General features: G+C 44.7%; 26 protein-coding genes and 1 pseudogene. 14 read left to right on the top strand and 13 right to left on the bottom strand.

Going from position 1 to position 24480, the window contains the following annotated elements:
- Positions 1-188 precede the first annotated feature (188 nt).
- Positions 189-506, top strand: coding sequence for a hypothetical protein (locus tag EXW96_RS15185; RefSeq protein ID WP_074727817.1), 318 nt, complete (start codon positions 189-191; stop codon positions 504-506).
- A 209-nt stretch (positions 507-715) separates the two neighbouring features.
- On the opposite strand, the gene EXW96_RS15180 is transcribed toward EXW96_RS15185, so the two are convergent.
- Positions 716-1342, bottom strand: coding sequence for an FMN-dependent NADH-azoreductase (locus EXW96_RS15180; protein ID WP_174350892.1), 627 nt, complete (start codon positions 1340-1342; stop codon positions 716-718).
- 129 nt (positions 1343-1471) lie between these two features.
- A complete protein-coding gene (locus EXW96_RS15175; RefSeq protein WP_174350891.1) occupies positions 1472-1729 on the bottom strand; it encodes a hypothetical protein in 258 nt (85 codons plus the stop codon).
- A gap of 272 nt (positions 1730-2001) precedes the next feature.
- Between EXW96_RS15175 and EXW96_RS27555 the strand changes: the two genes are divergently transcribed.
- Positions 2002-2427: a tetratricopeptide repeat protein gene (locus tag EXW96_RS27555; RefSeq protein ID WP_309225120.1), complete on the top strand. Its 426-nt coding sequence runs from the start codon at positions 2002-2004 to the stop codon at positions 2425-2427.
- A gap of 639 nt (positions 2428-3066) precedes the next feature.
- On the opposite strand, the pseudogene EXW96_RS27550 reads toward EXW96_RS27555, so the two are convergent.
- Both EXW96_RS27550 and EXW96_RS15165 read right to left on the bottom strand, forming a co-directional pair.
- Positions 3067-4104: pseudogene (locus EXW96_RS27550) on the bottom strand (recombinase family protein); the annotation flags it as partial.
- The gene (locus EXW96_RS15165; RefSeq protein WP_174350889.1) at positions 4101-4760 is read right to left on the bottom strand and encodes a helix-turn-helix transcriptional regulator; all 660 of its coding nucleotides are present in this window, start codon (positions 4758-4760) and stop codon (positions 4101-4103) included. The gene EXW96_RS15165 and the pseudogene EXW96_RS27550, both read right to left, overlap by 4 nt.
- A 308-nt stretch (positions 4761-5068) precedes the next feature.
- On the opposite strand from EXW96_RS15165, the gene istA reads away from it, so the two are divergent.
- The 3 genes from istA to EXW96_RS15150 all read left to right on the top strand — a co-directional run bounded on the left by istA (position 5069) and on the right by EXW96_RS15150 (position 8822).
- Positions 5069-6664: an IS21 family transposase gene (gene istA / locus EXW96_RS15160; RefSeq protein WP_155615814.1), complete on the top strand. Its 1596-nt coding sequence runs from the start codon at positions 5069-5071 to the stop codon at positions 6662-6664.
- On the top strand, positions 6661-7440 hold the full coding sequence (istB, locus tag EXW96_RS15155; RefSeq protein WP_174349575.1) for an IS21-like element helper ATPase IstB: 780 nt from the start codon (positions 6661-6663) through the stop codon (positions 7438-7440). Before istA ends, istB begins: the two co-directional genes overlap by 4 nt.
- A gap of 236 nt (positions 7441-7676) precedes the next feature.
- Positions 7677-8822 carry a hypothetical protein gene (locus EXW96_RS15150; protein ID WP_174350888.1) on the top strand — a complete coding sequence of 382 codons (1146 nt, stop codon included), beginning with the start codon at positions 7677-7679 and terminating at the stop codon, positions 8820-8822.
- Between the two features lie 292 nt (positions 8823-9114).
- Here the strand turns inward: EXW96_RS15150 and EXW96_RS15145 are convergent, their stop codons facing one another.
- The 9 genes from EXW96_RS15145 to EXW96_RS15105 form a co-directional block, all read right to left on the bottom strand.
- Positions 9115-9897 (bottom strand): hypothetical protein, encoded by a 783-nt coding sequence (locus EXW96_RS15145; RefSeq protein ID WP_174350887.1) that lies wholly within the window; start codon positions 9895-9897, stop codon positions 9115-9117.
- Positions 9898-9937: 40 nt separating this feature from the next.
- Complete coding sequence (locus EXW96_RS15140; RefSeq protein WP_174350886.1) at positions 9938-10207, bottom strand: hypothetical protein; 270 nt, start codon at positions 10205-10207, stop codon at positions 9938-9940.
- A gap of 95 nt (positions 10208-10302) precedes the next feature.
- On the bottom strand, positions 10303-10905 hold the full coding sequence (radC, locus tag EXW96_RS15135; RefSeq protein WP_174350885.1) for a RadC family protein: 603 nt from the start codon (positions 10903-10905) through the stop codon (positions 10303-10305).
- 115 nt (positions 10906-11020) lie between these two features.
- Complete coding sequence (locus tag EXW96_RS15130) at positions 11021-11200, bottom strand: hypothetical protein (protein WP_174350884.1); 180 nt, start codon at positions 11198-11200, stop codon at positions 11021-11023.
- A 64-nt stretch (positions 11201-11264) separates the two neighbouring features.
- Positions 11265-11441 carry a hypothetical protein gene (locus EXW96_RS15125; protein WP_174350883.1) on the bottom strand — a complete coding sequence of 59 codons (177 nt, stop codon included), beginning with the start codon at positions 11439-11441 and terminating at the stop codon, positions 11265-11267.
- 38 nt (positions 11442-11479) lie between these two features.
- On the bottom strand, positions 11480-11698 hold the full coding sequence (locus EXW96_RS15120) for a hypothetical protein (protein WP_174350882.1): 219 nt from the start codon (positions 11696-11698) through the stop codon (positions 11480-11482).
- Between the two features lie 129 nt (positions 11699-11827).
- Positions 11828-12322 (bottom strand): antirestriction protein ArdA, encoded by a 495-nt coding sequence (locus EXW96_RS15115; RefSeq protein ID WP_174350881.1) that lies wholly within the window; start codon positions 12320-12322, stop codon positions 11828-11830.
- Between the two features lie 127 nt (positions 12323-12449).
- Positions 12450-12668, bottom strand: a complete 219-nt coding sequence (locus EXW96_RS15110) for a hypothetical protein (protein ID WP_174350880.1) — start codon at positions 12666-12668, stop codon at positions 12450-12452.
- Between the two features lie 256 nt (positions 12669-12924).
- Entirely contained in the window at positions 12925-13284 is a 360-nt protein-coding gene (locus EXW96_RS15105) for a helix-turn-helix domain-containing protein (RefSeq protein ID WP_174350879.1), read from the bottom strand.
- Positions 13285-13608: 324 nt separating this feature from the next.
- Between EXW96_RS15105 and EXW96_RS15100 the strand changes: the two genes are divergently transcribed.
- The 9 genes from EXW96_RS15100 (at position 13609) to EXW96_RS15060 (ending at position 24432) form a co-directional block, all read left to right on the top strand.
- Positions 13609-15432 (top strand): S-layer homology domain-containing protein, encoded by a 1824-nt coding sequence (locus EXW96_RS15100; protein ID WP_174350878.1) that lies wholly within the window; start codon positions 13609-13611, stop codon positions 15430-15432.
- A gap of 69 nt (positions 15433-15501) precedes the next feature.
- Positions 15502-16824 carry a hypothetical protein gene (locus EXW96_RS15095; RefSeq protein ID WP_174350877.1) on the top strand — a complete coding sequence of 441 codons (1323 nt, stop codon included), beginning with the start codon at positions 15502-15504 and terminating at the stop codon, positions 16822-16824.
- The gene (locus tag EXW96_RS15090; protein WP_174350876.1) at positions 16821-17354 is read left to right on the top strand and encodes a hypothetical protein; all 534 of its coding nucleotides are present in this window, start codon (positions 16821-16823) and stop codon (positions 17352-17354) included. Before EXW96_RS15095 ends, EXW96_RS15090 begins: the two co-directional genes overlap by 4 nt.
- 21 nt (positions 17355-17375) lie before the next feature.
- Entirely contained in the window at positions 17376-17573 is a 198-nt protein-coding gene (locus tag EXW96_RS15085; protein WP_028107444.1) for a hypothetical protein, read from the top strand.
- Positions 17574-17596: 23 nt separating this feature from the next.
- On the top strand, positions 17597-18220 hold the full coding sequence (locus EXW96_RS15080; protein WP_174350875.1) for an ankyrin repeat domain-containing protein: 624 nt from the start codon (positions 17597-17599) through the stop codon (positions 18218-18220).
- Positions 18221-19102: 882 nt separating this feature from the next.
- The gene (locus EXW96_RS15075; protein ID WP_174350874.1) at positions 19103-20878 is read left to right on the top strand and encodes a site-specific DNA-methyltransferase; all 1776 of its coding nucleotides are present in this window, start codon (positions 19103-19105) and stop codon (positions 20876-20878) included.
- A 3-nt stretch (positions 20879-20881) separates the two neighbouring features.
- Positions 20882-22411: a DEAD/DEAH box helicase gene (locus tag EXW96_RS15070; protein WP_174350873.1), complete on the top strand. Its 1530-nt coding sequence runs from the start codon at positions 20882-20884 to the stop codon at positions 22409-22411.
- Between the two features lie 75 nt (positions 22412-22486).
- Positions 22487-23740 (top strand): ISL3 family transposase, encoded by a 1254-nt coding sequence (locus EXW96_RS15065; protein ID WP_309224977.1) that lies wholly within the window; start codon positions 22487-22489, stop codon positions 23738-23740.
- Between the two features lie 116 nt (positions 23741-23856).
- Positions 23857-24432 carry a hypothetical protein gene (locus EXW96_RS15060; RefSeq protein ID WP_174350872.1) on the top strand — a complete coding sequence of 192 codons (576 nt, stop codon included), beginning with the start codon at positions 23857-23859 and terminating at the stop codon, positions 24430-24432.
- The last annotated feature ends 48 nt before the right edge of the window (positions 24433-24480 follow it).

Here is a 24480-nt window from a genome sequence, read left to right as displayed (position 1 = left end):
TCAAACAAAAACCGTTTGCGTGAAACATGCGAACGGTTTTTGTAATGCGATGATGATCATCGACATTGTCCCCAAACTAATGACAGTTTCAAGACAATCGGAGAAGGCTGGTTGTATGGCCAACGTTTTCATGGTAATCTTGTGGTTGAAGCGCTGCATGTTAGGTCAACTTTTGGGAGTGAATCGCCTTGACATATGACTCCATATATTGGCTCATCCTGGGGGCCGGGTGTATTTTGACAGGTCTGGTAGGAATCGGCTCCATGATCAAAACCGGGAAGCTTCTTTGGTCTTTTTTGGCGGGAACTGCGGTTAACATGATCATTACATTTCCTGCCTGCTGGTGGTGGGCGTCGGTGTTTGCAGGACCGGATCACCATTTTTCACGCATGTTCGGCTTGTTCGGATTATTGATTTCGTTTGTAAACAACGAGGTGCTGCTGTTTTTCGCCCAATTCGTCATGAAAAAGAAAACGGGCGGAGAGCCTGCGTCCACCAAAGGATGACTTTCCCGGATGTTTTGTAACAAAACTGTAATCTGTCTTTTATTTGATATTAATGTTGCCGGTCTATAATAAATATCGACCCCCTTTTTAATATATATCCCTTGACGGCCTGTAATCCAAACGATTACGGGTTATTTTTTTGCGCATAGGATAAAAAAAGGCTCCGCGGCTCGGCGTACCGGACCGGGAGTCTTTTCGTTTGCGTATCCTTAGAAGGAAGCAGCCAGCTTGGAAGCTTGGTTCAGTCCTTCTTCCACGATGGATTGTGCGCGATCTGGGAATTGATTGTGTCCTTCGATAACCGTTACTTCAATATCTTTGATTCCGAAGAAGCCCATGATGGTTTTGACGTAATTAAGCGACATTTCCAATTGAGCCGCCGGACCTTCAGAGTAAACGCCACCGCGAGCGTTAAGCAGGACTACCTTTTTGTCGCCGGCAAGTCCTACAGGGCCTTCAGCGGTATATTTGAACGTTTTACCTGCTTGGCAGAGGTAAGTCAGGTATGTGATCAGCTGTGCAGGGACAGTGAAGTTCCACAATGGAAAAGCAATAACCACTTTATCAGCAGCCAGGAATTGGTTCAGATAGCGGTTAACGATGTCGGTCGCTTGCTTTTCTTCGGCAGTCAGCTCTATACCGTTAGCAAGCTTGTACATACCGGTCATGGAAGTGGAGTCGTAATAAGGAAGATTTTCCGCGAACAGGTCCAGCTCCGTAATTGTATCCGCCGGATGGGATTTTTTATAGCTCTCCAAAAAAGTATTGTACAGCTTTACGCTGATCGCCTGATCGGCAGGGCGGTCGTTCGCTTTGATAAATAATACATTAGACATGGTGCAGCCTCCTTTAGTATGAAGAAATTAAATGTTCAACAACTTACTTAACGTAAGTATAATAAACCATGTCACTTACTAAAGTCAAGTGAATTATTTATATATAGCTCTTTGCCTCAAACCGGCTCCTTACTCTGCATCTTTAGTCAAAAATGTTCTTTCATTGGCATCCCAGCGAAAATTGGCAATGAAGAATCCGACGATACTAAACACCACGAGACGAATTGTAAACCATGATCCGTTGAAAGACTGTTGGGAGAACCATTCGACAGCCGTAAAGAAAAAGGTCAGCAGCAGTCCCCAGGTCACTACTCCGTAATACATTACATATTTCGCTTTTCCCATTTGCCTTGTTTTCCGCCATTTGCCGGCTTGTGCTTTATTCATATTCCTTCGGTCCTCCTGATCGGCTTGCCTTATAAGCTCATCCATTCGCGACCCATTCACCGAATTCCTGCATGTTCAGAGAACGTTCACAGGTAAGCCGGGCAATTTTAAAATGTTTTGCCGTTTCTTTTATCATTATGCTATATCATGCTTATACTGCAAAATAAAGGGTTTTGGGATGGCGGATCGCGCCAGCGTTCGTGTATTGTTCACTTTACAGCAAAATATGGTACAATCGGCTAAGATGATATGAAGGCGGGAAGTGATGAAGAATGGGCAAATTATTGATTTTTTCCTTGTTGTGGTGGATTCTGGGCAATCCTTTTGTGGCCATTATTGTGGTTATCATCCTTTTTTATTTGCTGGATCGCCGCTTTATTGGAATGACACCGAGCGTGCTCAAGCCTCTCAAGAGATCGCGGCGCTTGTCGAAGCTTAAAGAGGAGCTTCGCCTGAGTCCGCACCATACATCGACCAAGCTGGATATTGCCAGAATCTATATGGAACAAAAAAAATACGCTGCTGCGCTTGAACTGCTGGATCAGGTAGGCGAGGTCATGGAGGATTCTGCGGATGTGCTGAGCGAGAAGGGAATCTGCAAGCTGAAGCTCGGAGCGGTGGAAGAAGGAGAGCGTTTGATCCTGCAGGCGGTGCAGCTGAATCCCAGGGTAAAATACGGCGAACCGTATCATCGCTAAAGGTAAAATATTAAGGGACTTCATCAAGTCCCCGAGTTTCTCTTCCGTTATGTTGTTCAGGCTATCCAACACGAAATGTTCCAGCGGCGCAGTGAAATCGCTTTGTTGTGTCGAAGCGAGGCGGGCAAGCAGGGAAGCGGAATCTCTTTGTAATGCGTCGATAGTAAAGTCGAAATGCAGATTGATTTTGGTAATTTGCCGTCCAACTCTCTTAGGAGAGTCTTTTGTAATGTGGATGCTTTCTACCATCAATCGAAGTAACGCTTTTTGTTCATCCGCATCTGCTTGCAGAAGTGCCTTTTGAATTCGGGTGAATAAATTTTGCAGGGCATCATAATCAACCGGTTTTTTGTTCTTCTCTGCCATTTCAGCTTCAAGAGCCTCCAATCGCTTTTGAAGCTGTTCTTGTCTGGCGTGCGCTTCTTTCAGGTCATCTTTGAAAATTGCAGTCAGATCAGGGTCGTTCAAGATGTTCTCTTTGATCTTTTGCAAATGCCTGCTGTTCTTATTCAATTCCGCGATGAGAGCTTTCTTTTCCTCCACAATCGGAGCGTCGGCATTTGAGCGCATTGTATTGATTTTATCGACCAGTTGCCGCAGGATATCAGAGCGGGATGCTACTTTTATAAGTTCCTGAAGCACTTGTTCTTCAGCAACATCGGCCCGAATCATATTCGAGCGGCATACAGCTTTTCCTTTGTTATGGAATTGTCCGCATACGTAGTATCGATACGATTTACCTCCGGCACCTTTGGAGCGGGCAGGAACCATTCCATGACCGCAGACAGGGCACTTTAGCAGTCCGCTTAGAATGTATGGCTGGTGTGATCGAGATGGCTTGTACGAACGTTGGACCAACTTCTGATGAACGCTTTCCCATAACTCAGTTGTAATCAGCGGCTCATGTGTTCCATCAACAAGCAAGTAATCGGGATTCTTCCCTTTGCGACGTTTCTCCGACCAGTTTTGAAGCTGGTTATACCGTATCTTTCCGATATAGATTGGATTGTTGAGGATCGTCTTAATCCCGAAAACGTTGAATGGCTTGTCCATTTTAGTACGATAGCCCTCTTCATTTAGACGGCGAGTAATGGCCTTAAATCCAAGTCCTTGATTGGCATAATCAAAGATTTTGCGGACGATGACAGCTTCAAATTCGTTGATTACAAGCTTCTTATCGATACTGTCGTAACCCAATACCTTTCCCCCGTTGTACTTGCCCTCTTTTGCTCTTTGTTCCATGCCCAGTTTTACACGTTCAACAATGTTATTGCGTTCAAGTTCAGCGAATGAACATATCATCTGGAATGCCGTCCGACCAAAGGCAGTTGTCGTGTCGAATTTTTCATTGAGACTAATGAGATTCACGTTGTTTCTTTCCAATGTTTCGCTGATTTCCAAGGCGTCTTTTAATTTGCGGGCCAGACGGTCTATTTTGTAAATGATGACAACTCCAAATTTTTGTTGACTAGCGTCTTTAAGAAGCCGTTTCATCTGTGGGCGGCCTGCGATACTTTTGCCGCTTGCACCTTCATCCACATATTCATCGACAATTTCGAAGCCGTTTTGCTCCGCATATTTCTTGATTTCAGAGATTTGGGCGGCAATGCTGTATCCCTCTTTGGCTTGTTCCTCGGTACTTACGCGGGCATACAGGGCGGCTTTCAGTTTGGTCATCGTTCATCTTCTCCTTTTGCTTCATATTTTTTGATGAAGTTGTTATGATGCTCATTCCACTCAGAACGCGGAAAAATGGGGAATGCGTTTGGATACTTGTCCCTTTCGTTGTATAGAGTAGCGGCTTTTACCATTGGGTGTGGTTGGTGAAACAATTCTTCCGTTTTTTTATGCGATTCGAATTCGGTAATGAATCGGCTCAGTGTTGATATAAATTGCTCCTTGTTCATGGGTTGAGACGATTGGAAGTCATGAATAAACCGCATCATCCCATCCGTGAAAATCTGATAGATGATAGCACCAATGAATGATAAGGAAGCATCGTTCCTGTTGGAAATGTCAGATTGAATCGGCTCTCCGATGGTTATCAATCGAAAATCTCCCTGATAAAATTCATCCGTTAATGCTTCGAATGGGATGCCAAGGTCTTGAGTGATTTTATACATGAGTTGATACGCTGGTTTTTTGGAATCTCCGCGTTCAATGGCGATAACGGTTTGATGACTCACTCCGATGCGTTCGCTCATTGCCGTGATAGTATAAGATTTTAATGAATGGAGCTTGCCAACTTCTTTACGGAAAAATTTTAGCCTGTCCCCAAGCTCACAAGTTTTTAGATAGTCAAATTCAGTGGGAGTTATTGTTCGTAAAGGCATAGATGTTCATCCTTTCATAAGCGGTGGTTTACAGAAAGTTTAATCCCTAATATAATATCAATATATCATAATAAATACTGATATATCAAAATAAATTGGAGTGATTCTGATGAATTATATTTGCGACATCGGGGTTGATCTCACTGAAATAGATGATGCTTTTCAAGTACTTGAGGAAAAACGGATAAAAGAAAAAGAATTTGTTTGTCTATGGTAACTTAAAAACAGGCCAGCAAAATCATTGAAAAACCGGCCACAACCGATAAACCTACTTGGAGAGAAAATCAACAAGTAGGGGCTGGGAGAGAATGATCGCGATGAACACGATGCAACAAATATTAATGATGCATATTCATGAGGGGAGGTCGCGCCGGGAGATTGCAAGATTGACAGGGATCCATCGGGAGACGGTTGGGAAGTACATCAGGCAATATGAGGAAAGGAGACAACAGCTACTAGCTGAGGGGAACAACTCGGTGGATATCCAAGCACTGATTGATGCCCTCACTACCGCGCCCAAGTATACAGTCGGAATTCGACCCAAACGAAAACTGACCGACGAAATGACAGCTAAGATTCAGGCTCATCTGGATGAGAACGAAGTAAAGCGAAGCCAAGGGCAACGCAAACAGCAAAAGAAGGCGGTAGATATCTTCGAGGCACTAGAAGCCGAAGGTATCCAAATCAGCTATAGTACTGTTCTTCGGACGGTTCGTAGTTTGGAACGAAAACCAAAGGAAGCATACATAAAGGCACTGTATGAGCTTGGGGACATTTGCGAATTCGATTGGGGTGAAGTGAAGCTCAAAATTAATGGAAAGTTTCAAACTTTTCAGATGGCAGTCTTCACATCCGCATATGGGAATTACCGTTTTGCATACCTGTTCACCAAGCAAACGACGGAATGCTTCCAAGAAGCACATGCCCTGTTCTTTCAGCATATCGGCGGTGTGTATCGAACCATGGTGTATGACAACATGAAAGTCGCGGTGAAACGGTTCGTCGGAACGGATAAGGAGCCGACACAAGGATTACTCCAACTGTCGCTTTATTACGGCTTTCAATTCCGGTTTTGCAATATTCGCAGCGGCAATGAGAAAGGACATGTGGAACGCAGCGTAGAAGTCGTGCGTCGGAAAGCCTTCGCCTTCCGGCACGAATTTGAATCGCTTGAAGAAGCGAACCAATATTTACAGGAGGTGTGCACTCAGCGCAACCAAAAGCCGCAAACCGAGAATAACGGCCAGACGGCGAAGGAACGACTGGAAGAAGAACGCCCCACCCTTTTGCCTTCCCCGCCCCCGTTTGACGCAGCCCGTGTACTTTACGGGCGGGCGGATAAATACGCGACGATTATGGTGGACCAAAATCGTTACTCCGTACCAGATCATCTGGTTGGAGAATCGATCATGATCAAGGTGTACTCGACCCGAGTGCTTTGTTTTCACCAAGAAACGAAAGTAGCGGAGCATGTACGGTGTACCGGCAGCCATGAGTGGCGGCTGGACTTGAACCATTATTTAGATACGCTAAAGAAAAAACCTGGTGCATTCGCCGGTAGCGCGGCGTGGCAACAGGCTCCCAAAAAGATAAAAACAATCTACGAAAGGTATTATACCAGACGCAACAAGGAATTTGTACAACTATTGCAATATATTCGAGATGATGCCAGTTTCGCGGAGATCGAGCAAGCTATTCAGGAATTGGAGTGGATCCACCCAGCCCATGTAACCACGGATAAAATTAAAGTGCTATGTGCCAAAAACCGAGATCTGGCGCCGGTGGTTCGGACGACACATTCGGAAACCGGCCAAGAGATTGCGGAGCGATCAGTTGAGCATTTGCGCATGTACGATGAATTGTTTGATACTAGGCCGACAGAAACGAAGGAGGGCGCTGCATGAGCCACTCGCCGCGCAAGGCGTTGAAGGAAATGATTCTGGAATACAGCAAAGAATTGCGGCTCCCGATGATTCGTAAGCATTTGGAAGAGCAAATTCAGGAAGCGACTCAACGGGACGCCAGTTACGAAGAATTTCTGACGCAACTTCTCGAAAAGGAATGCGATGCCCGTCGGGAAGCGTCCCGGTACAACCGAATACGGTTGGCGGAATTTACGCACAAAAAATATCTCGAAGATTTGGTTGTCGGGGACTTGCCGGAAGATGCACAGAAGAAGTTAAAACTGTTGAAAACGCTAGATTTTATCCGAGAAGGGCGCAACGTAATTCTGTCCGGAAACCCAGGGACTGGAAAAACGCACATTAGCATCGGGTTAGGTCTGAAAGCTTGCCTGGAGGGTTACAAAGTATGGTTTACAACCGTCCCCCTGCTCGTGAACCGGATCAGGGAATGCCGGTCGGAACAGACTCTACGTGCATTCCAGAACCGTTTCGAGAAGTATGATCTGGTCATAGCTGATGAGATGGGTTACATCTCGTTTGATAAAGAAGGGTCTGAATTATTGTTTACCCATCTGTCACTTCGGGCTGGACGTAAATCGACGATCATTACGACCAATCTGTCCTTTGAACGATGGGGTGAGATTTTTCAAGATCCGGTGATGACCGCTGCGATGATTGACCGGCTGACGCATCAGTCTTACATCGTCAACATGAACGGAAATTCATATCGCATGAAAGAAACAAAGGAGTGGTTGCAAAAACAGCAGTTGGCGTAGCTTTTATTTTTATGCCGCGTGGCCGGAAATTAAATGATTATGTGGCCGGATTTTCAGTTGACAAATACATTTGTTGAAATGCTTGCTTTGACACTCAATAAGCTATTATCTGAGAAAGAATAATAAAATCACCTCCTGATGCTCTCTTATAACTATCCCCGAAGTGGGACATCAAAAATGGAACGAGCCTTAGAGCCACAAGGATTTGAAGTTCATAAATATGATGGAGGCCCGAGATGTTCAAGAGGTTCGACGTTAAGGCAATTACTACCGCTTTGGAGGCTAACCTTCGCTTTAAGAATATTTTGCAGAGAATCAAGGGTAATGGCTCACTCCAATGTCCTTATGACGGTATCACTTTTGGCTTTGATGGGTCGCCGTCATCATATTTCTTGCAGATTGTTATGCCTGCCGCTTACGATGATCATAATGTCGTAGGCAGGCGAGTCTACAGGTACTTATTGAAGCACCCGTTGTTTATTGTCTGCTGGGAGCCGCTTTCAATGTTTAACCAGGCACCTTATACGATCATCAAAATAAATCCAGACCGTAACAACATTACTCCTTCCCAACTGTTGGACTTAATCAAGTTCATCATGGGCAACTACTTTACTGCGGCAGTCATCATGTTTGATGAAAAGGTTGATATTGAAAATCGCACTCCAAAGTCAGTAGCAGAGAGACTTTACGTTGCCCATAAACGAAAGTTGGTAGACTACAAACAGAAGAAACAGACCTACTACTTTGGTTCGCGCAAAGGTATGCAGGTAAAAGTGTACGACAAGTCCAAGCTATTGAAGCTAAAGAATAAAAAGCTTACCAGAATTGAGAAAACAGTGAAGTATATTAGAAATAAGCGGCCCGTCGTTACAGAATTTTTGTTAAAGCCACGTACAGATATGTTTGAAAATGTGGTTTTTATAGATACAGACAAGTTGGATGGTCGTACGAAAATCATGAGATTGATAAAACAAGAAGGAATTTTCATGGCGGCTTATAAAAAGCTTTTGCCAGCAGATCGAAAAGCATTGAGACGACATCAAGCGTTTACCAATCCATACATCGACCTAGGAAAATTGGCATCGGATGATTTGGAGCATTGGTTACGTTCATCTCCGAATTTGCCAATAAAGATTTTCATTGATTCCTATCGTCCTCATTTTTTGCAACACTTCATTACAAATTCACAGATCAGCTTTAACAATTATTACGACGACAAGCCCGTTGTTTATACGGGTACAAGACAATGGGGCCGGCAGGTTGTAGCGGGTTTGATGAAAAAATTGATTACGGCATCTAATTATCAGTCCCTTTCAATGAAATTGTTCGGGGTAGATTCTGATCTAGTAAGTACCTTTGAAATCAAAGCACTTACCGAGTAATATACACCAGAGTAAGCCAGTCAAGGTCGGCGTCAGCCGCCGAAGGGAAACCTTGAGTGGCGATGCCCACGCACCCACGCTCTTGTATTTGCCCGACAACTTGTTTGTCGGGCTCGCCCTAGCGGCGAGCGAATATGGGTGGTGAAGGAGGGCGGAGCCCTTCTTCGGCCCCTCAGGGGCAGTGGGGTGGTTTTCTTAGAACCTGTAGCAAGGCCGTAAGCGAGCCGAAGATGGGCAAGCGATCCCTCTTTCCTTTCCATCATCAGGTTTGCCTGGTGTATTGCCTGCTCACTCAAATTGCATATACGCTAAACGTCAGTTTCGATACTCTGCGAAGCGTATAAGCTAATTGCATCGGCAGAGGAATGATGTGCGAATCAGCATCTGTCACAATACCGACTTGGTACGAATAGCACGGTAACGGTTCAAATGTTTTATGAAACAGCCGCCACACTGCCGACCGGATGTAAATTCCGTCTCCGGCAGTAGAAACATGAACTGTTAGTTCGTCAGAAGACAACGCAACAAAGGCTGGAAACCTCAGTCCATTCTCTGGATCAAGAATCAGGGTAATAGAGGCCGTTTGACCAATAAGCAGTCTTGTGTCATTACCGGAAACAAAGAATCCCCCACAGCCCCAATTTTGGCCGCCAGAGGCACTTTTCAGGTACTCGACAATATGGCTCGAAATATTCAGTACAACCTCATGGCTTTGCCGAAGCACTTTAACATCCACAAACAGAATCCGCCGCTGATGATCGATGAGAATACCGCATGGCGGTGATGTTGGATGTTCCGCAAAGACTACAGTATGCCAGCCGCACCCCATTTCCACTGCCTGAGCAAGGTAAGCGAATCGAATCTGCTGATCCCGGGTTAATCTCGGCATGAGACGGATTTGAAAGCGGTCGCCGGTTAAGGCGGAAATACAAACCAACGATTCATCAGCAGGGGCCGCCGCGCTCAAGTAATCATCGGGCCTCAATGTATGAACGGCGAGCATCGTTGGCATGAATCCCTGTGATTCTGAATCTAAGCTATGAATCAACGAATATTGCAGTGTATGTATGCTCATGTGCGATATCCTCCTTTATGTTGGTGAATAGATGGTTGAATCAATGGATGTCATTATTGCGGTCAATCAGACGGGCCAGAAATGCCTTTTGAGCCTCGATTAGCCTTAATTCCAACTCAAGGCTATATTGGATGTCTACAACCGCTGAAATGACCTCAGAAATTGTCTTTTGATGCCATTTAACGCGGCTATGATATACGCCGCCAATAACGACCTCAATGATTTCCCTGCATGCCGCTAACTGGCGGCTCAATTCATCTGCAAGCTGTACAAGTTTCTCGTATTCAGCAAGCAAGTGTTTCCGATTCATGCCTTTAACCTCGCTCTCATTCTGTGATTTGATAAAAAGGAAACGTGGTATCGCCGATCTGCATTGACCGGAAATACCACGTCGCATGAAATTTGTTACATTAAGCCGTGTTCTTTTAGGCTGTAGAACTGATCTCCGCCGATTATGATGTGATCAAGAACGTCGATTCCGATGATGCTTCCTCCCTCCACAAGACGCTTTGTAATTTGAATGTCTTCAGGAGAGGGGGTTGGATTACCGCTCGGATGGTTGTGGGCTACAATGATCGAAGCACTGCTACGCTTGATGGCCGCTTTGAACACTTCACGCGGATGTACGATTGAAGCGGTCAAACTGCCGATCGAAATCGTTTCTTTTGCAATCACGCCATTCTTGATATTCATAAACAGAACGACAAAATGCTCGCATTGCAAATACCGCATTTCAGGAATCAGAAGTGTCGCAACGTCCTGAGGGCATCGGATGATGTACGGTGCTTCAGCAGGTACATTCAGTTTCTTCGCCAGTTCTAGTGCGGCCAGAATTTGTCTTGCTCGTACCTTGCCGATGCCTTTGATCTGCATCAATTCCTGCTCAGTGACCGACATCAGGTCTACAATCGACGGGAAGCGGGAAAAAAGTTCCTCTACAATGTAGGAGCCGGGACGCTCAGCCAATGTTTGTGCAAACAGGTTTTTGATTGTATCGTAATGATCCATTGATATTACCTCCTGAAAATGCAAAAAGAGGGAAACCGTGAGCGGCCTCCCTCTTGCTTGATGTGATGAAATTGGATAAGATGATCTCAAGCTACTTTTCTATTAGTCGCTCCGATTACCGGGCGGCTTTTTCTTTTTCGATCTGTTCGATCTCAAGTTCAATAAGAACCAGTTTCGTAAGCACGCGGGCATACTGCATGCCCTCCCACGTATAAATCGATGCGTCCTTGTCCAACACGCGTTTCACAGACAGCCAGAACTGTTTTTGCTTCCGGAGCGTTTGCAGACGATCCATGTGTCTTCACCTCCTTCACGCCGTAATAAAAAATCCGCCAATTATCGCCCGTATTGAGCAATGACTAGACGGATACTTCGCGTTTCACACTGTACGCGATCAAGACCTCAACTTTCCCGTTCTTCAGGGCAACGACAGCGTATTTGTCACTATCGATCCGCACGCTGTATATGAAGCCCTTCAGTTCACAGTAACCGAGATATTCCTTCTGGCTGTTGCGTTTGAACGCCTGATAATCCATCTTCGTTTCACCTCCTTGCCTTGGTCTGGAACCGGCGGTCACTCTTCACCTGCATGTTTCCGCTGAGACTGGAGTTGACGGCTGAAATACTTTTCAAAGTATCGCCGCATGTAATAGGCCGCAGTCTCATCGTCCAACTCCCAACAGCGTCTGAACCATGCGTACAGCAATGTGCCCGCGATTCGTACACTGCCGTTGGCGACCAGCCGCTTTAATAACGTCTGCAACTCATCCGGCAAACCCCTGCGTACAACCATTTGCGTTCACCTCCCTTCCATGTTCCGGCACTCTCACTACCGGTGATTTTCACTGTCAAATGCCCACGACAAATAACCCGCTTTGATTCAAGCAGGCAAATCAACGATATTGAGTTAAATGTCAGGCTGTCAGGGTTGCAACCGCACGGCAATCCGCAACTGACGGCTCAAATACCAACCGTCATGCTGTAAATCCCGGGCGATCTTGTCGTAGTCCAGATATGGGATCACCGAAGGCGGCACAGAGCCGAACAGTCCTTCTTCCACCATCTGCTCCGCAACGTCGGCCAAATCATCTATGTCGTAGTACACGATGAATTCCCCGGACTGCAATGCCTGAATCACCTCGTCACGATTGCCGAGAAATTCACACAGTGCCGCAACCAGCCTGCCGTCGTAACGGCTCATTATCTTCATGTCTTCATTGATGGCAAACACATTCTCGTATTCGCCAATGGCAAAGGGAGATTCATAATCATGAATCGCGTATTCTTCATCTTTGCCAAGCACATCCCGGATGCATTGCTCCAGTTCATGCCGTTCCATCGGCAACGTGACCCAACGGCCAACCAGTTTCCCTTCGTTGTACTTCGCCAGATTGGCGATATACACGTTGATTAACATTCCGCATCTTCTCCTCATACTGTTTTTTTCAACATCGATTTCCCGATGTTTGACACACCGGGTACATAAAGCCATCAATTTCAGCTAGTGTTCAGCGGCGGGATGAAAGTTTGTCATACTTCACATATCACTCACTGCATACCACTCTGGATTCGGGCACGGAATAAACAAATGCATCAACAAAGATGTCCTCTCCAACCTGCACATCCAAAACCTTTCCGCAGTCATCACAATTCACTTTGCGGCTGTCGAATGATTGGGTATTGACTGAACTTCGCTGATCGCCGTCGTTAAGGCTTTTTCCCAAAACGGCAATTCTGATCAACGATAATCGCTTCCGAAGCATGGTAGCACCTCCTTTCTTTGTGATTTGGCAAGCCTCTCACCTTGCCACTGTGTCCTCTCTGTCAAAACGGTTTTCATCGCCGGAAAAACAAAAAAGGACTGCTATCTGCCAAATGAGGCAGACAACAGTCCTATGCAACCGGGTGGGGCATGAAACGGCAGGCCCCCCGCCTTCAATTATGCATGGGGGTGCCGCCGGAAAATGTATATCATTTTTCCTCTATATAGGGCCGATTATTGCCGTGCAAACGATATTTTCAACGGTTCTTCCGATCAATGGTATTTAGAAACTCACGGGCCACCGTCAGAACAAAGTCCACTTCTTCAATTTGACGCTCACTCAGTAAAGTGATCAAGTCTTCGATCTTGTTTTGTATTTCGCCATTCCCGGAATGTTCCGTTATTTCATCTATATCCTCAAACAGTTGAGCGGGCTTTACACCCAAAGCATTGATAATCTTGCCCAACGATTCCAGCGATATATTACGAGTTCCACGTTCAACATCACTTATATAGCTGAAGCTTAAGCCGGATTGTTCCGCCAGACGCTCCTGCGTCATACCTCTTAACTTTCGAATCTTGCGGATTTGTTCACCTACCATTTGCTTGAAATCCATTTTGTATCACCTCTACTTCAGCTTAGTAGAGTGTGATTGCGACGCTTATCCTATCATAGTGACAATTGAACTACACTTATATGGGTAGTCTGTTGTATAATTGCCTTGGATAGAACTGCCAAGATTCTACAATTTCTATCAAGGGGGGACATATTATCAGCAACCGAATGAAAGATGAATGTGAACCATGTTCAAAGGGACAAGGAGAAAAGATAGCCATGCCAATGATGATTATGCCCATCCCACACTACTATCCTTTCTTTCAGTCCATTGGTAATGTAGCTCTGTTTTTTCAGTAGATTCATAGCTTACGGAGGAATGAAAATGGTACATAAGAAAATCACATCTGCACTAATAGCAATTCTCATGATATTCACCTTAACCGGAACGATGTTTGCGGCTCCTGTTGAATACGGCGAAGAGCTTCAGAACATGCCGCAGAATACGCCGACAGTATCGTTTACCGATTTGCCGAACACCCATTGGGCGTATAAATATATCGCAGAAATGGTGAACAAGAAAGTGCTTGAAGGTTATCCGGATCATAAGTTCCGCCCGGATAACACGATATCCCGTGCAGAATTTGCAACGATCATTGTCAAAGCGGCTGGCCTGCAAGCGAAAAAAGTCAACTATTCGTCATTCAGCGACGTAAAGGTAATGGACTGGTACTCGCCATGGATTGAGACCGCCAAAGACTATCTTACCGGTTACAGGGCGGCAAACGGTGAGTATATATACAATCCGACAGCACCGGCGTTGAGGGAAGATATTACCGTCGCCATCGTCAAACTGAAGGGGTACGATGCCGCCCGTTTAGCGAATCGTTCCATCATTGAAGCGATGTTTAAGGATTACGAGGGCATCTCGGAAAGTGCGAAGGACTACGTTGCCATCGCTGTTGAGAACGGCCTTGTTTCGGGCTATCCCGATGAAACGTTCCGTCCGCAAAACAGCATCACCCGAGCCGAAGCCGCCGCATTGCTGTGGCGGGCATTCATGTATGGCAACGACAACAAAGGCGTCGGAGGGGGCGACCAAACGACGACAACCCCAACAACACCAACGCCGCCGGTCACCCAGCCGGGTACAACGCCAACTGACCCGCAAACGCCAGCACAACCGCAACAGCCTTCACAATCGACGAAATTCAGCGTTGATACGCTTGTTGGAGGAACAGGAGCGGGTGACGTGGATGGGCCGGTAAGTCAGGCGAAAATCAATCAAGTAGACAGCATGGTTGTTGATAAGGACAACAATGTATATTTCCTTGATAAGTCGCTGAAAAAAGTACGCAAGTTTAACGCTTCAAACGGTACGGTCGAAACTTTTAGACAAGTGGACAGTTCATTTGATTGGGATTTATCAAAAAACGGGAATGTCACTCGTATTGATCACACTCAATTTACGCCCGTACAATTAGCATATAGCCATGCCAATAACGGCTTGTATCTTCTTGGATATGCAAAAGGAGATAAAACTCATTCGGACTACGGACAGGAATATTACACGCTAATTTATGCATTAACGCCTGATGTTACACTATCTGCCTATGGACAGTTTTACGAGGAAAATTCAAGCTTTAAGTACCGTTTTTTCCGTATTGATGATCAAAATCAATTTATTTACGGTTCCGGCGGAGATGATGATTATTACTCCATCAAAAACTCAAACATTTACAAAGCGAAAATGAACTCTGAAGTTGAATTAGTTGGAAGTACAAAGGACAATACATCCGTTGCTTTTAGCTATGATCGCTACGCAAGTACGCTTTACCCAATGGATGTCATCGGCATGAATGGAGCCATTTATGTATTTGATACCGGCGTCAGGTACAATTCTTCAGATCCCAAAAACCGGTTGACCAGGATTCAACTATTTCCGCGAAAAGTTGAAAACATTGTATCCTTTAACAATATGTCCTTTGATTCGGTTACTATCCAAAACAATAAGTTTTATCTATCCAGCGGCACTACGATCTACGAACTGACGACAGACGGCAAACTGACCACCTTCATTGACGGCAAAGACCTGACCTACAACGACGGCAACCCGATTAAGAAAATCAGCCACATGTGCTTCGACAGCCGTGGAAACGTCATTGTTTACGACGACGAAAACAAAGCCATCCGGCGGATTAACCTGTAAGGATAAACCAATTTCAGGGGAGCGATCTGCTCCCTTTCTTTTTACTGCTAACGGCAGGGGGATACAGGCATGAACCGGAACTACTTTTGCCAACGTTGCCATGACTTCCACGATACGATGAGCGGCATTGGCATCAAACATTTACCGCATAATCTTTCAAAACGGGATATTGCCAACTTCATCAATGTAGCCACAACGATTCCCACCTATGAAGTTGTCACGGGCGGCATTCCGGGTGTCTTTGAGGGCACCGGCGAATTTGTCCGCGAGGTTAAAATCGCGCAAACCCTGCAAGACAAATTCCCAAATATGGAGGCATACAAGTCAACCGACGGCTTTAAGGAATGGCTTGCCGAACGGATGCAGATGAGCAACAACGCGGGTGCAAATGCGCTGAGCCGCATTCAGGGAGACGCCGCTGGCGAAGTGGATTTCGTGAGAGAGATGCAGGGAGACATCCGCAGTTTGTTCACCAAAACGGATTTTCCGCGCAATGCGGACGGGAGAATCATCAGCAACAATCCCGGCATCGACGCTGTTGAAATCAACCGCTTCACGGGAGATATCGTCAACGAGTACCAGATCAAGACGTTGCGGTCTGCGGACAGCATCGACAAGACGCTGGAAGACTTCCTGAACAACGATCACTACAAACCGACAACCGTACTTGTCGGCCCGCAGGAATTGATCGACCGTGCGCATGAACTTGGCATTCCGAATCCGACCAAAGTCATGGGAACGTTGCAGGACAATCTGCAATCGGCACAAGAGTTGAGCGATAAGATTTTGAACGAACAACTGGCTGTCGGCATGACGCCGGGGGCGGTTGCCGGAGAATTGATCGGCGGCGCAGGCATCGGCGCGGCCATTTCCGTCACTGTTTCCGGGCTAATTACATACTTGCAGTACAAATCCGGCAACATCACTTTCGACGAGATGAAAACGAAACTTGCCAAAGACGGCGTCAAAGGAGCCGTTACGGGCAGTGCGCTGGCGGGATTATCGCTCTTTATTCCCGGCGGTCTGATCGGCACGGGCATCGGCTTTGCCGTCGGCATTTCGCTCCGCCGCTTGCTCGATGAAGCGTATGGCGACGGCATGTTCGGCGAAGTCATCAAGCTGACCAAATCCGTCCACGCCAACGTGCAGATGGTGAACAACGGAGCGATTTATATTGCGCAAATTTCCGAAATGAACAGCAATGCACTGGCAAGGGCGGTCACTGCCGTTGACGATCTGTACGATGACCGCACCCGGGCCGACAACATCTTCACCCGATTGGAGCGGGTTCATAACAACGGCATGCGGATCGATTACAGCCAATCGGCGGACAGCATTTTGTCAAGACTGGATGCGATGCGCAACCGGATGCAAGGAGGAGGATCACGATGAGCCAGTTGCCTGCAAAGGTAATCAGTATTCCGAATGAGCGGCAGGTACAGGAAGTCATCAAAAACAATTCGCGGCTTGTGGACGAAACGCAAGTACGGTCGATCGTCAACGAAGGCCTGTCTCTTCTCGCCAACATTGAATACCGGCTCGACAGGCTGGAGAATCAGGGGTTTCTAGGCCGGGTGTGGGGTTCCATCACCGGCTCCACGAACCGGGAAATGATTTCGCTGATGCGTGACTTGTCCCAAACACAGCAGACCACAATCAAACTGGTGCTTACGCTGGCGGTGTATCACGCGCAAAACGTGAAAGTCATGAACGAAATACTGGACGAACTGGATCGGGCCAAAGGATTGCATACGAGAACGGCTTCGCATATCGAATTTTTGTACGAGCAGGTGCAGTTGATACGGGATATGCATGGAAAACGCAAGCCGCCAGCCGGACATATCCGGATATGGGTGTTGTCCGCCGCGCTGATCGGCATCACCGCATTGTTCATCTTTTTGTGGGTTCAGAACATGGCATAAGCCGAAAGGAGCAGATCAAGCATGATGACGTTGAAGATGGCGTTATTCTTCAAAATTTTAAGTTACTCTACCATCGGATTCGGCATTTTGTATTTCATCGTCGCCAAAATCATAAAGAAAAGCGCGAAGATCGGCTGTCTGGTTTTTATTCTGGGCATTGCATTCTACGCACTGGCTACCCACTTTGAAGATCAATTCAGGCGTTTTGGCGGCTACTAGAATCAAACCGAGGTGTTGACAGCATGAAATGGATAAAAGCTTTGCTATGGATTTCCGCGATTGTCGTTTGCGCGGTTCTCGCTTACAACGAGTTCTATCCGAAAGAGATGCGTTTGGCCGCCGCCGTGAAAGAAGGAGACATCAAAGCAGTGGAGAGCATGCTGAAGAAGGGGGCTGACCCGGACGCATATGCTGGCGATTCGCTGACGCCGCTCAACATCGCTTTGATGAACGGCAATATCGACATGGTTAAAATCCTGTTGAAGTACGGCGCAAACCCGAATGCGCACGGCAAACTGAGCGATGCCGAGATGACACCTCTCGGCCTCACTGTTGTCTACAACAAACGACCGGCTGATGTCATTCGATTGCTGATCGACGCCGGTGCTGATCCCGCGAAAGATTTTTATGCCTTGCACGCGGCCATCGAGAAGGGCGATCTGGATGCAGTGAAGTTGCTTGTCAGCGGCGGCGGTGATGTCAATCAAGGATTGCAATCGGCAGTGATGTTTAATCAGTCAGAAATCGTGAGACTTTTGCTGAAGGCTGGTGCCGATCCGGACAAAGGCGTTCAGCTTGCAAAAATGACATACAGCGACGAGATATTGCGATTGTTGGTTGAAGCGGGTGCAAGCGTGGCAAAGTAATCGGATGATATCTGTTGGACGTTACAATTTTCAATTTTTGCGGATATATGAGATGTGAATGCAGGGCTGTTGGCAGGATGCTTGCCAACCGCTCTGTTTTTTTATTCAGATTCCCGGCAAAATCAGCGGTTTGGCAAGGAGGAACGGGAAAGTGACTGGAGAATCGAAAAATTACTCCCAATTCTGCAATTTGGAAACAAGGATCCGAGACTATCGTAAAATTAAGTGTATTGGGTATAGAATAGGTGGTTCAATTTGGCAAGAACGTACTATTCCAAAGGCAGGCAAATTGCCTATTTCCTTCGTGGTCTTTTGGTATTAATCAGATTTGCACTCGAGTTTTTTGTTTATTTTCTTGATCGTAGGCGTATTCGCGGCAGAGATTATCAGAGCGTTGTGGATTCGACATCGAGGAAATTCTTCAAAAAATTCCAAAGCAAAGAGGTAGGATCAAGCAACCGCACGAAGGAAATGCGCGAGCGAATCACACGTTTGCCTGGATTGAAACAAAAGTAATGCCTCAACAATTAAAGCCTGCAAATTTTATTCTTTTTTCTTCAGATCATCCGCAAACATGGTTTGACGCAGGACATCCTGGGTGAAACACGTTACCAACATATCCTACTAAAACGCATATTTCGTGAGGGTTTACAGGACGTATCAGCCGAGGTTATTACTGTCGCGCTGGAAGAAGACCATTGAAAATAGATTTTAGAAGCGATTCTTTATCAAAGACACCCACAAATAAATAAAAGATATAGAACATTTGTTCGTATTCTGGTATAATAAATAAAAAGAATATGGGGTATAGCATTTCTTGCAATAAAATTATAGTATTATTATATAATAGGAGTTTTTTGCCTTCTGAGGAGTGAATAGAAGATGAATAATATAGAGTTGGAAAAACAGCAAGAAAATAAGGGCAGTGCCTATCTTTACTTTGAACCTAGAGAAGAGTTGAGCGATTTCGTTAATGATAGAAGTACTATATATTGGCTTGAAAGTAAAGCGGGCTATAATGCCTTTTCAGAGAATATGGTTATTAAAGGCGATAACTTAACCGCTATGGCTACAATGAGAGTGTCTTGGCTTCTTACTGAAAATGAAAAAAAGTTTGATGTGATTTACATTGACCCACCATATAATGTTGGAGGAAATACAGGTTATAAAAATACATTTAAAGGTCAGTCTGAAGGTAATTTTGGATGGGCGGGAGATCACGGGAAATGGTTAGACTTTATGGAACCAAGATTAAAGATGGCCAAACTTTTAATGAAAGACGAGGGAATTATTTTTGTATCAATTTGTGACCAAGAATATGCGAGACTACTTTTACTTATGGAGGATATATTTGGGGAATCAAATCTAATTGGTACATTTATCTGGGATAAAAAACAAGGTTCTCCTTCAGAGTCCATAAGTGTTGTGCACGAATACATAATTTGTTTTGCAAAAAATAAGTCAAAATCTTGGAAGTTGTCCCAATTGAAGCCAGGATGTAGTGAAATTATTGCTAAATCAAAAGAATTGGTAAAAAAATATGGATTAGAAAAAGCACAACCATTGTTAAAAAAATGGATCAAGGAACAAGAAAAGAAAGGGAACATATCAAGTGGTCTATCACCATATTGTTATATACATCCTCAATCACATAGGGTGTTTAGAGACATTTCATCTTGTGCCCAAGATGATAATGGTTCAAGGTGCCGCAAGCCTTTAAAACATCCTATTACTGGTAAGGATTGTCCGGTACCATCGAAAGGTTGGAAATGGAGCGAAGAAACATTAATGTCAATGGTTGACTATAACAACGTGGTAGAATACGAAAAAGGATATATCTGTGGGCAAATTATTTTTGGGAAAGATCACAATACTGTTCCGCAAAAGATATCTTATCTTGATGAAAAAGATAGGCAACAGCCGCCATCTATTATTAGAACAAAGTCTTCAGGGGCAGGAGATTTACCTCCGGGTGTGTCATTCCCAACTCCGAAACCCCTTGAGTTACTGGAGACTTTAATTAGTTTTGTGCCATCTAAAAATATTCGTGTGTTAGATTTTTTTGGTGGATCAGGAACAACTGCACATGCAGTGTTGAATTTGAATGAGCAAGATGACGGTAATAGGGAATATGTGCTTATTGAACAGGTGGACAAGTTTATTGAAGAAGCGATATTGCCACGTTTAGAGCATGTCGCTGGAAAGGATAAATTTGGTGTCTTCTCTTTGGCTAAAAAAGAGGTAGATTCTCTCGATTTACTAAGGGCATTTCAAAAACACGCCGAAGAGTTTTTAAGAACTACGCATTCTCTTAACCATTCAATTAACTATGCTACAGAAGGGGTCAAAGTGGTAGGATATAATACATCTACCAAAACACTGGTTGCTACATTAACACAGGAACTTCGGAGTGACAAGTCAAAAACTTATTTCAGAAAAGAAATGCAGTGCCTTGCTAAATCGATCATGGAGACCTCCGCTGTCAAAGTGATCTTATATAGGATTGAGACAGATAACGTTGATCGTGAAGAACCTTGGGTTGGGATAAAATCTGATATATTTAGCAATACAACTTGTGAAAAGTTTACTTTTGTTTCATTGCCAAGTGCAATTATAAGGGCTTGGAATGAGACTTTGAATGCTTTGGAGGCGGTTTAAAATATGATAAGTGATGCTACACGGAGTTTGAAGGATTTCCAGTTCGAAGTGGTAAAAAAGAACCTCGAGCTATTATCAGATGTATTTGATAATGGAGTATCTTTCGCTGAACGTAGAGTTACTGTGTCTCCTACTGGGTCAGGGAAGACTTACATGATGTCAACAATTATACAACTAGGCTTGAGAATGTATAGTAACTCTTGTTTCGTATGGATAACACACAACAAACAAATTACAAAACAAACAGCAGAAAATATACATTCTGGAATCGCCCCGTATATTTGTTCGGTTGAAGCAATTGAATCGGGATCACATTCAAATGCAAGAGTACTCCTTCTAAACGTTCAAAAAGGACTTTCAAAGAAAGCGATACCTTGGTTGCAAAGATGGATTAAAAAGCATGAGGAAGATAATAGAAAATGTGTATTTATTGTCGATGAGTCGGATGAAGGCCAGAGTGGACTGAATATGCAGTCTCTTCGATCTATTTTAAAGCCTAAATTAGAATTGGGATTTACCGCATCCTTTAAAACAGAATCAGAGGATAGACTATTTCATCGCGTCCCTTATGTTGATGTTGTAAGAGCAGAGATGATTGTGGATAACATTTACTATGAGGTATCATCTGAAGTTGCACTGAGAGAGATGATCAAAAAAGCTATTGAAAAAAGAAATCGTCTTGAATCCTTAACAACATTATTAAGGGGTACAGAACGTTATTTTGTACCCAAAATGGCTATACAAACTCAAGCTTCAAGAGCAGAAGAGATGAGATCATTATTAATCGACATACTAAACTTATCACCTGAAGAAGCTCGGAAACAAATTGCAATACATACTCAAGATGAAAGAGGTCTTGATGGTATAATCGACATGAATGAACTACGTTTTATCATTGGTGACCTGATGATTGAACGTGGATGGGATATGCCCGAATTGTACGTGTTACTTGCGGCGAAAACATCACTGTCACAAGCAAAAGGAGTTCAACTCCTCGGACGTGTAATGAGGTTGCCAAAGGCCAAAAGGTTTGAAGAGGAGGAATTACAGGCACTTAATGCAGGATATATTTATATTGCAGGGAAACATTCGATACAGAAAAGTTGTGAAGAATTTATGGCACAAGGGTTGATACCGAAAGGCGGCGGTGGATTCGGTATCGAAATGGAAACAATCAATATTCGTCCAAACTTAAAATTACCCACAATAAAGACGACATCTGGCGAACTTAATGATGACATATGGTCGGACAAAATTAGTACAGTTCTTGAGCAAGCCGTAGAAGCTATATTTGAAGAGATAAATATTACAAGTTCTGCTCAGCCGACCATCAGAACCGGGCAATTGGATCTTGAAGGTATGGCTCATGCCCCATTAACTATTAGAGCAATAGAGGCTGAATGGAACTATGAACATACCAAAGATATCCTAAGAAATGCTATTTCAAAGCATTTTCCACAGGCTCTTTGTGAACTAATAATTGGAGAGTTCCATGCTGAAGTACTTTCTAGAAATTTAGCTTCCTCGCTATAGTTCATGGCTAATGTCTGCTTAATAGAAATTTAGTCAATACTGCTCTGTAAGATGATTAATAGGGCGGGATGACTAGTGTGGACTACATTAAGCAGTAGTGACAATATGATTTCAGAGATGTTCAAAGTGGCGTTACAGTTGGAAGAACCATGGAAATTGACGCATGTTGAGTTTGACGATATGGATCAAGCTTGGCACCTGTTTATCGACTTTGCACGAGGAGCAACCTTCGCTTGTCCCTTATGCGGGATCGCTTGTAAAGCATATGACTCCGAGAAGAAGACCTGGCGACACTTGGACTTCTGGAATTGGAAAACATATATGCACGCCAGAATGCCACGAGTAAAATGCAAGGCGTGTAACAAGATAACGCAAGTATCGGTGAAGTGGGCCAGACCGCTTTCTCATTTCACTTTGCTCTTTGAAGCATGGGCGATGCGATTAATGGCGGAAATGCCCGTCAATGCGGCAGCCCGTGAGCTGAGAGAACATGACACACGGATGTGGCGCATCTTCCATCACTACGTCGATAAAGCGATGGCAGAGCTTGATATATCCAAGGTGAAACGGATTGCGATTGACGAGACGTCATCTAGGCGAGGGCACCGCTACATTACCCTGTTTGTTGATGTTGATCGCAAAACCGTGCTGTTTGCAACTGAAGGCAAAGGAATGGATACGTTGGAGCGCTTTAAGTCGTATCTGACAACAAAAGGTGCTGCCGCGCAGCAGATTGAAGAAGTATGCTGCGATATGTCACCCGCCTTTATCCGAGGCATTGAGGAATATTTTCCTGATGCCGAGATCACCTTTGACAAATTTCATGTGATGAAGCTGGTGGGCGAAGCCCTGGATGAGGTTCGAATTCAAGAGCAGAAGCAAATGCCAGAACTGAAGCGAACGAAATACATCTGGTTGAAGAACGAAGCAAACCTCAAAGCGGAGCAGAAAGAAACCTTACTGCGCCTAAAGGACAGCAACCTGCAGACTGGGCGGGCTTACCGTCTTAAGCTGGCCTTACAGGATCTCTGGACTACCCCGCATATTTTGGCGGATATGTATTTGCGGGAATGGATCGGCTGGGCCACTCGATCAAAGCTCTCGCCCATGATTAGCTTAGCCAAGACGATCAAGCAACATGAGGAAGGCATATTACGCTGGTTCCACAGCAAGATGACGAACGGTTTGCTCGAAGGTATTAATGGTCTGGTGCAAGCAGCCAAACGGCGAGCCAGAGGTTACCGCAACGTAGAAAATCTGATCGCCATGGTCTACATGACCGCGAATAAGCTCCGACTTCCAACGCTCGGAGCACGCCGAGCACAATAACCCTTACCGCCTTAATACCACGCTTCAGAGATTGAAACAGCGGTCAAGTGCTCTTCTTGAGGGCTGTTTCAATCTCTGAAATTCTCTTAGAGGCGGAAGGGTTATAAAACTAATATTTGCGCCTCTACCCACCCAGTAGAGCGAAGAGCCGAAATTTAAGTATAGCAGAACTTTCAAGTAAGATAAGGGAATCAGCCCAGAAAATCAAAAAATCACAACTTTTCAGAAGATTATCTTTACAATTAAACTTAAAAAGACATGACTTTGTTTGGCCAGAATCTATCAATGTAATCAAAGATAAATCATACAGTTTTTCAAGATGCATTTTTCCTAAAATAAGCGGGTTAAATAATGAGGAAGTGGATTTTGCTACCGTTCTTAATGAGGTATGTGAGCGAAAAGGATGGTATTGGTTTAGAAACACTCCATCAGATATTCTAGTTGTAAAAAGTGGTTATCCAGATTTCGTTGTACTATCAGAAGATAAATACGTTTTCATCGAGTTTAAAGGAGTTCACTTAGTTAAAACCGACGAATCGGTGCTTAAAAATGCAATTGGATCTCTTGGTCAGCAGAACTACTATATGGTTTATAAAAAAGATAAAAATGATGATAAATATTATGCAGTCGGATTAAATTCTTCTGATGAAGAAGTTTTTAGACCGGAGATGCATCTATCAATATATTTATAAGTTTAGGCGGGAGCAGTAGAAAGGATACTGCTCCCAATTTATCGTAAG

This window comes from Paenibacillus sp. JMULE4 (assembly GCF_013337105.1).
In the GTDB taxonomy this organism is placed as follows: domain Bacteria; phylum Bacillota; class Bacilli; order Paenibacillales; family NBRC-103111; genus Paenibacillus_G; species Paenibacillus_G naphthalenovorans.
Note: the sequence above shows the minus strand (reverse complement) of the source record. Positions and strands in the feature narration are given on the sequence as shown.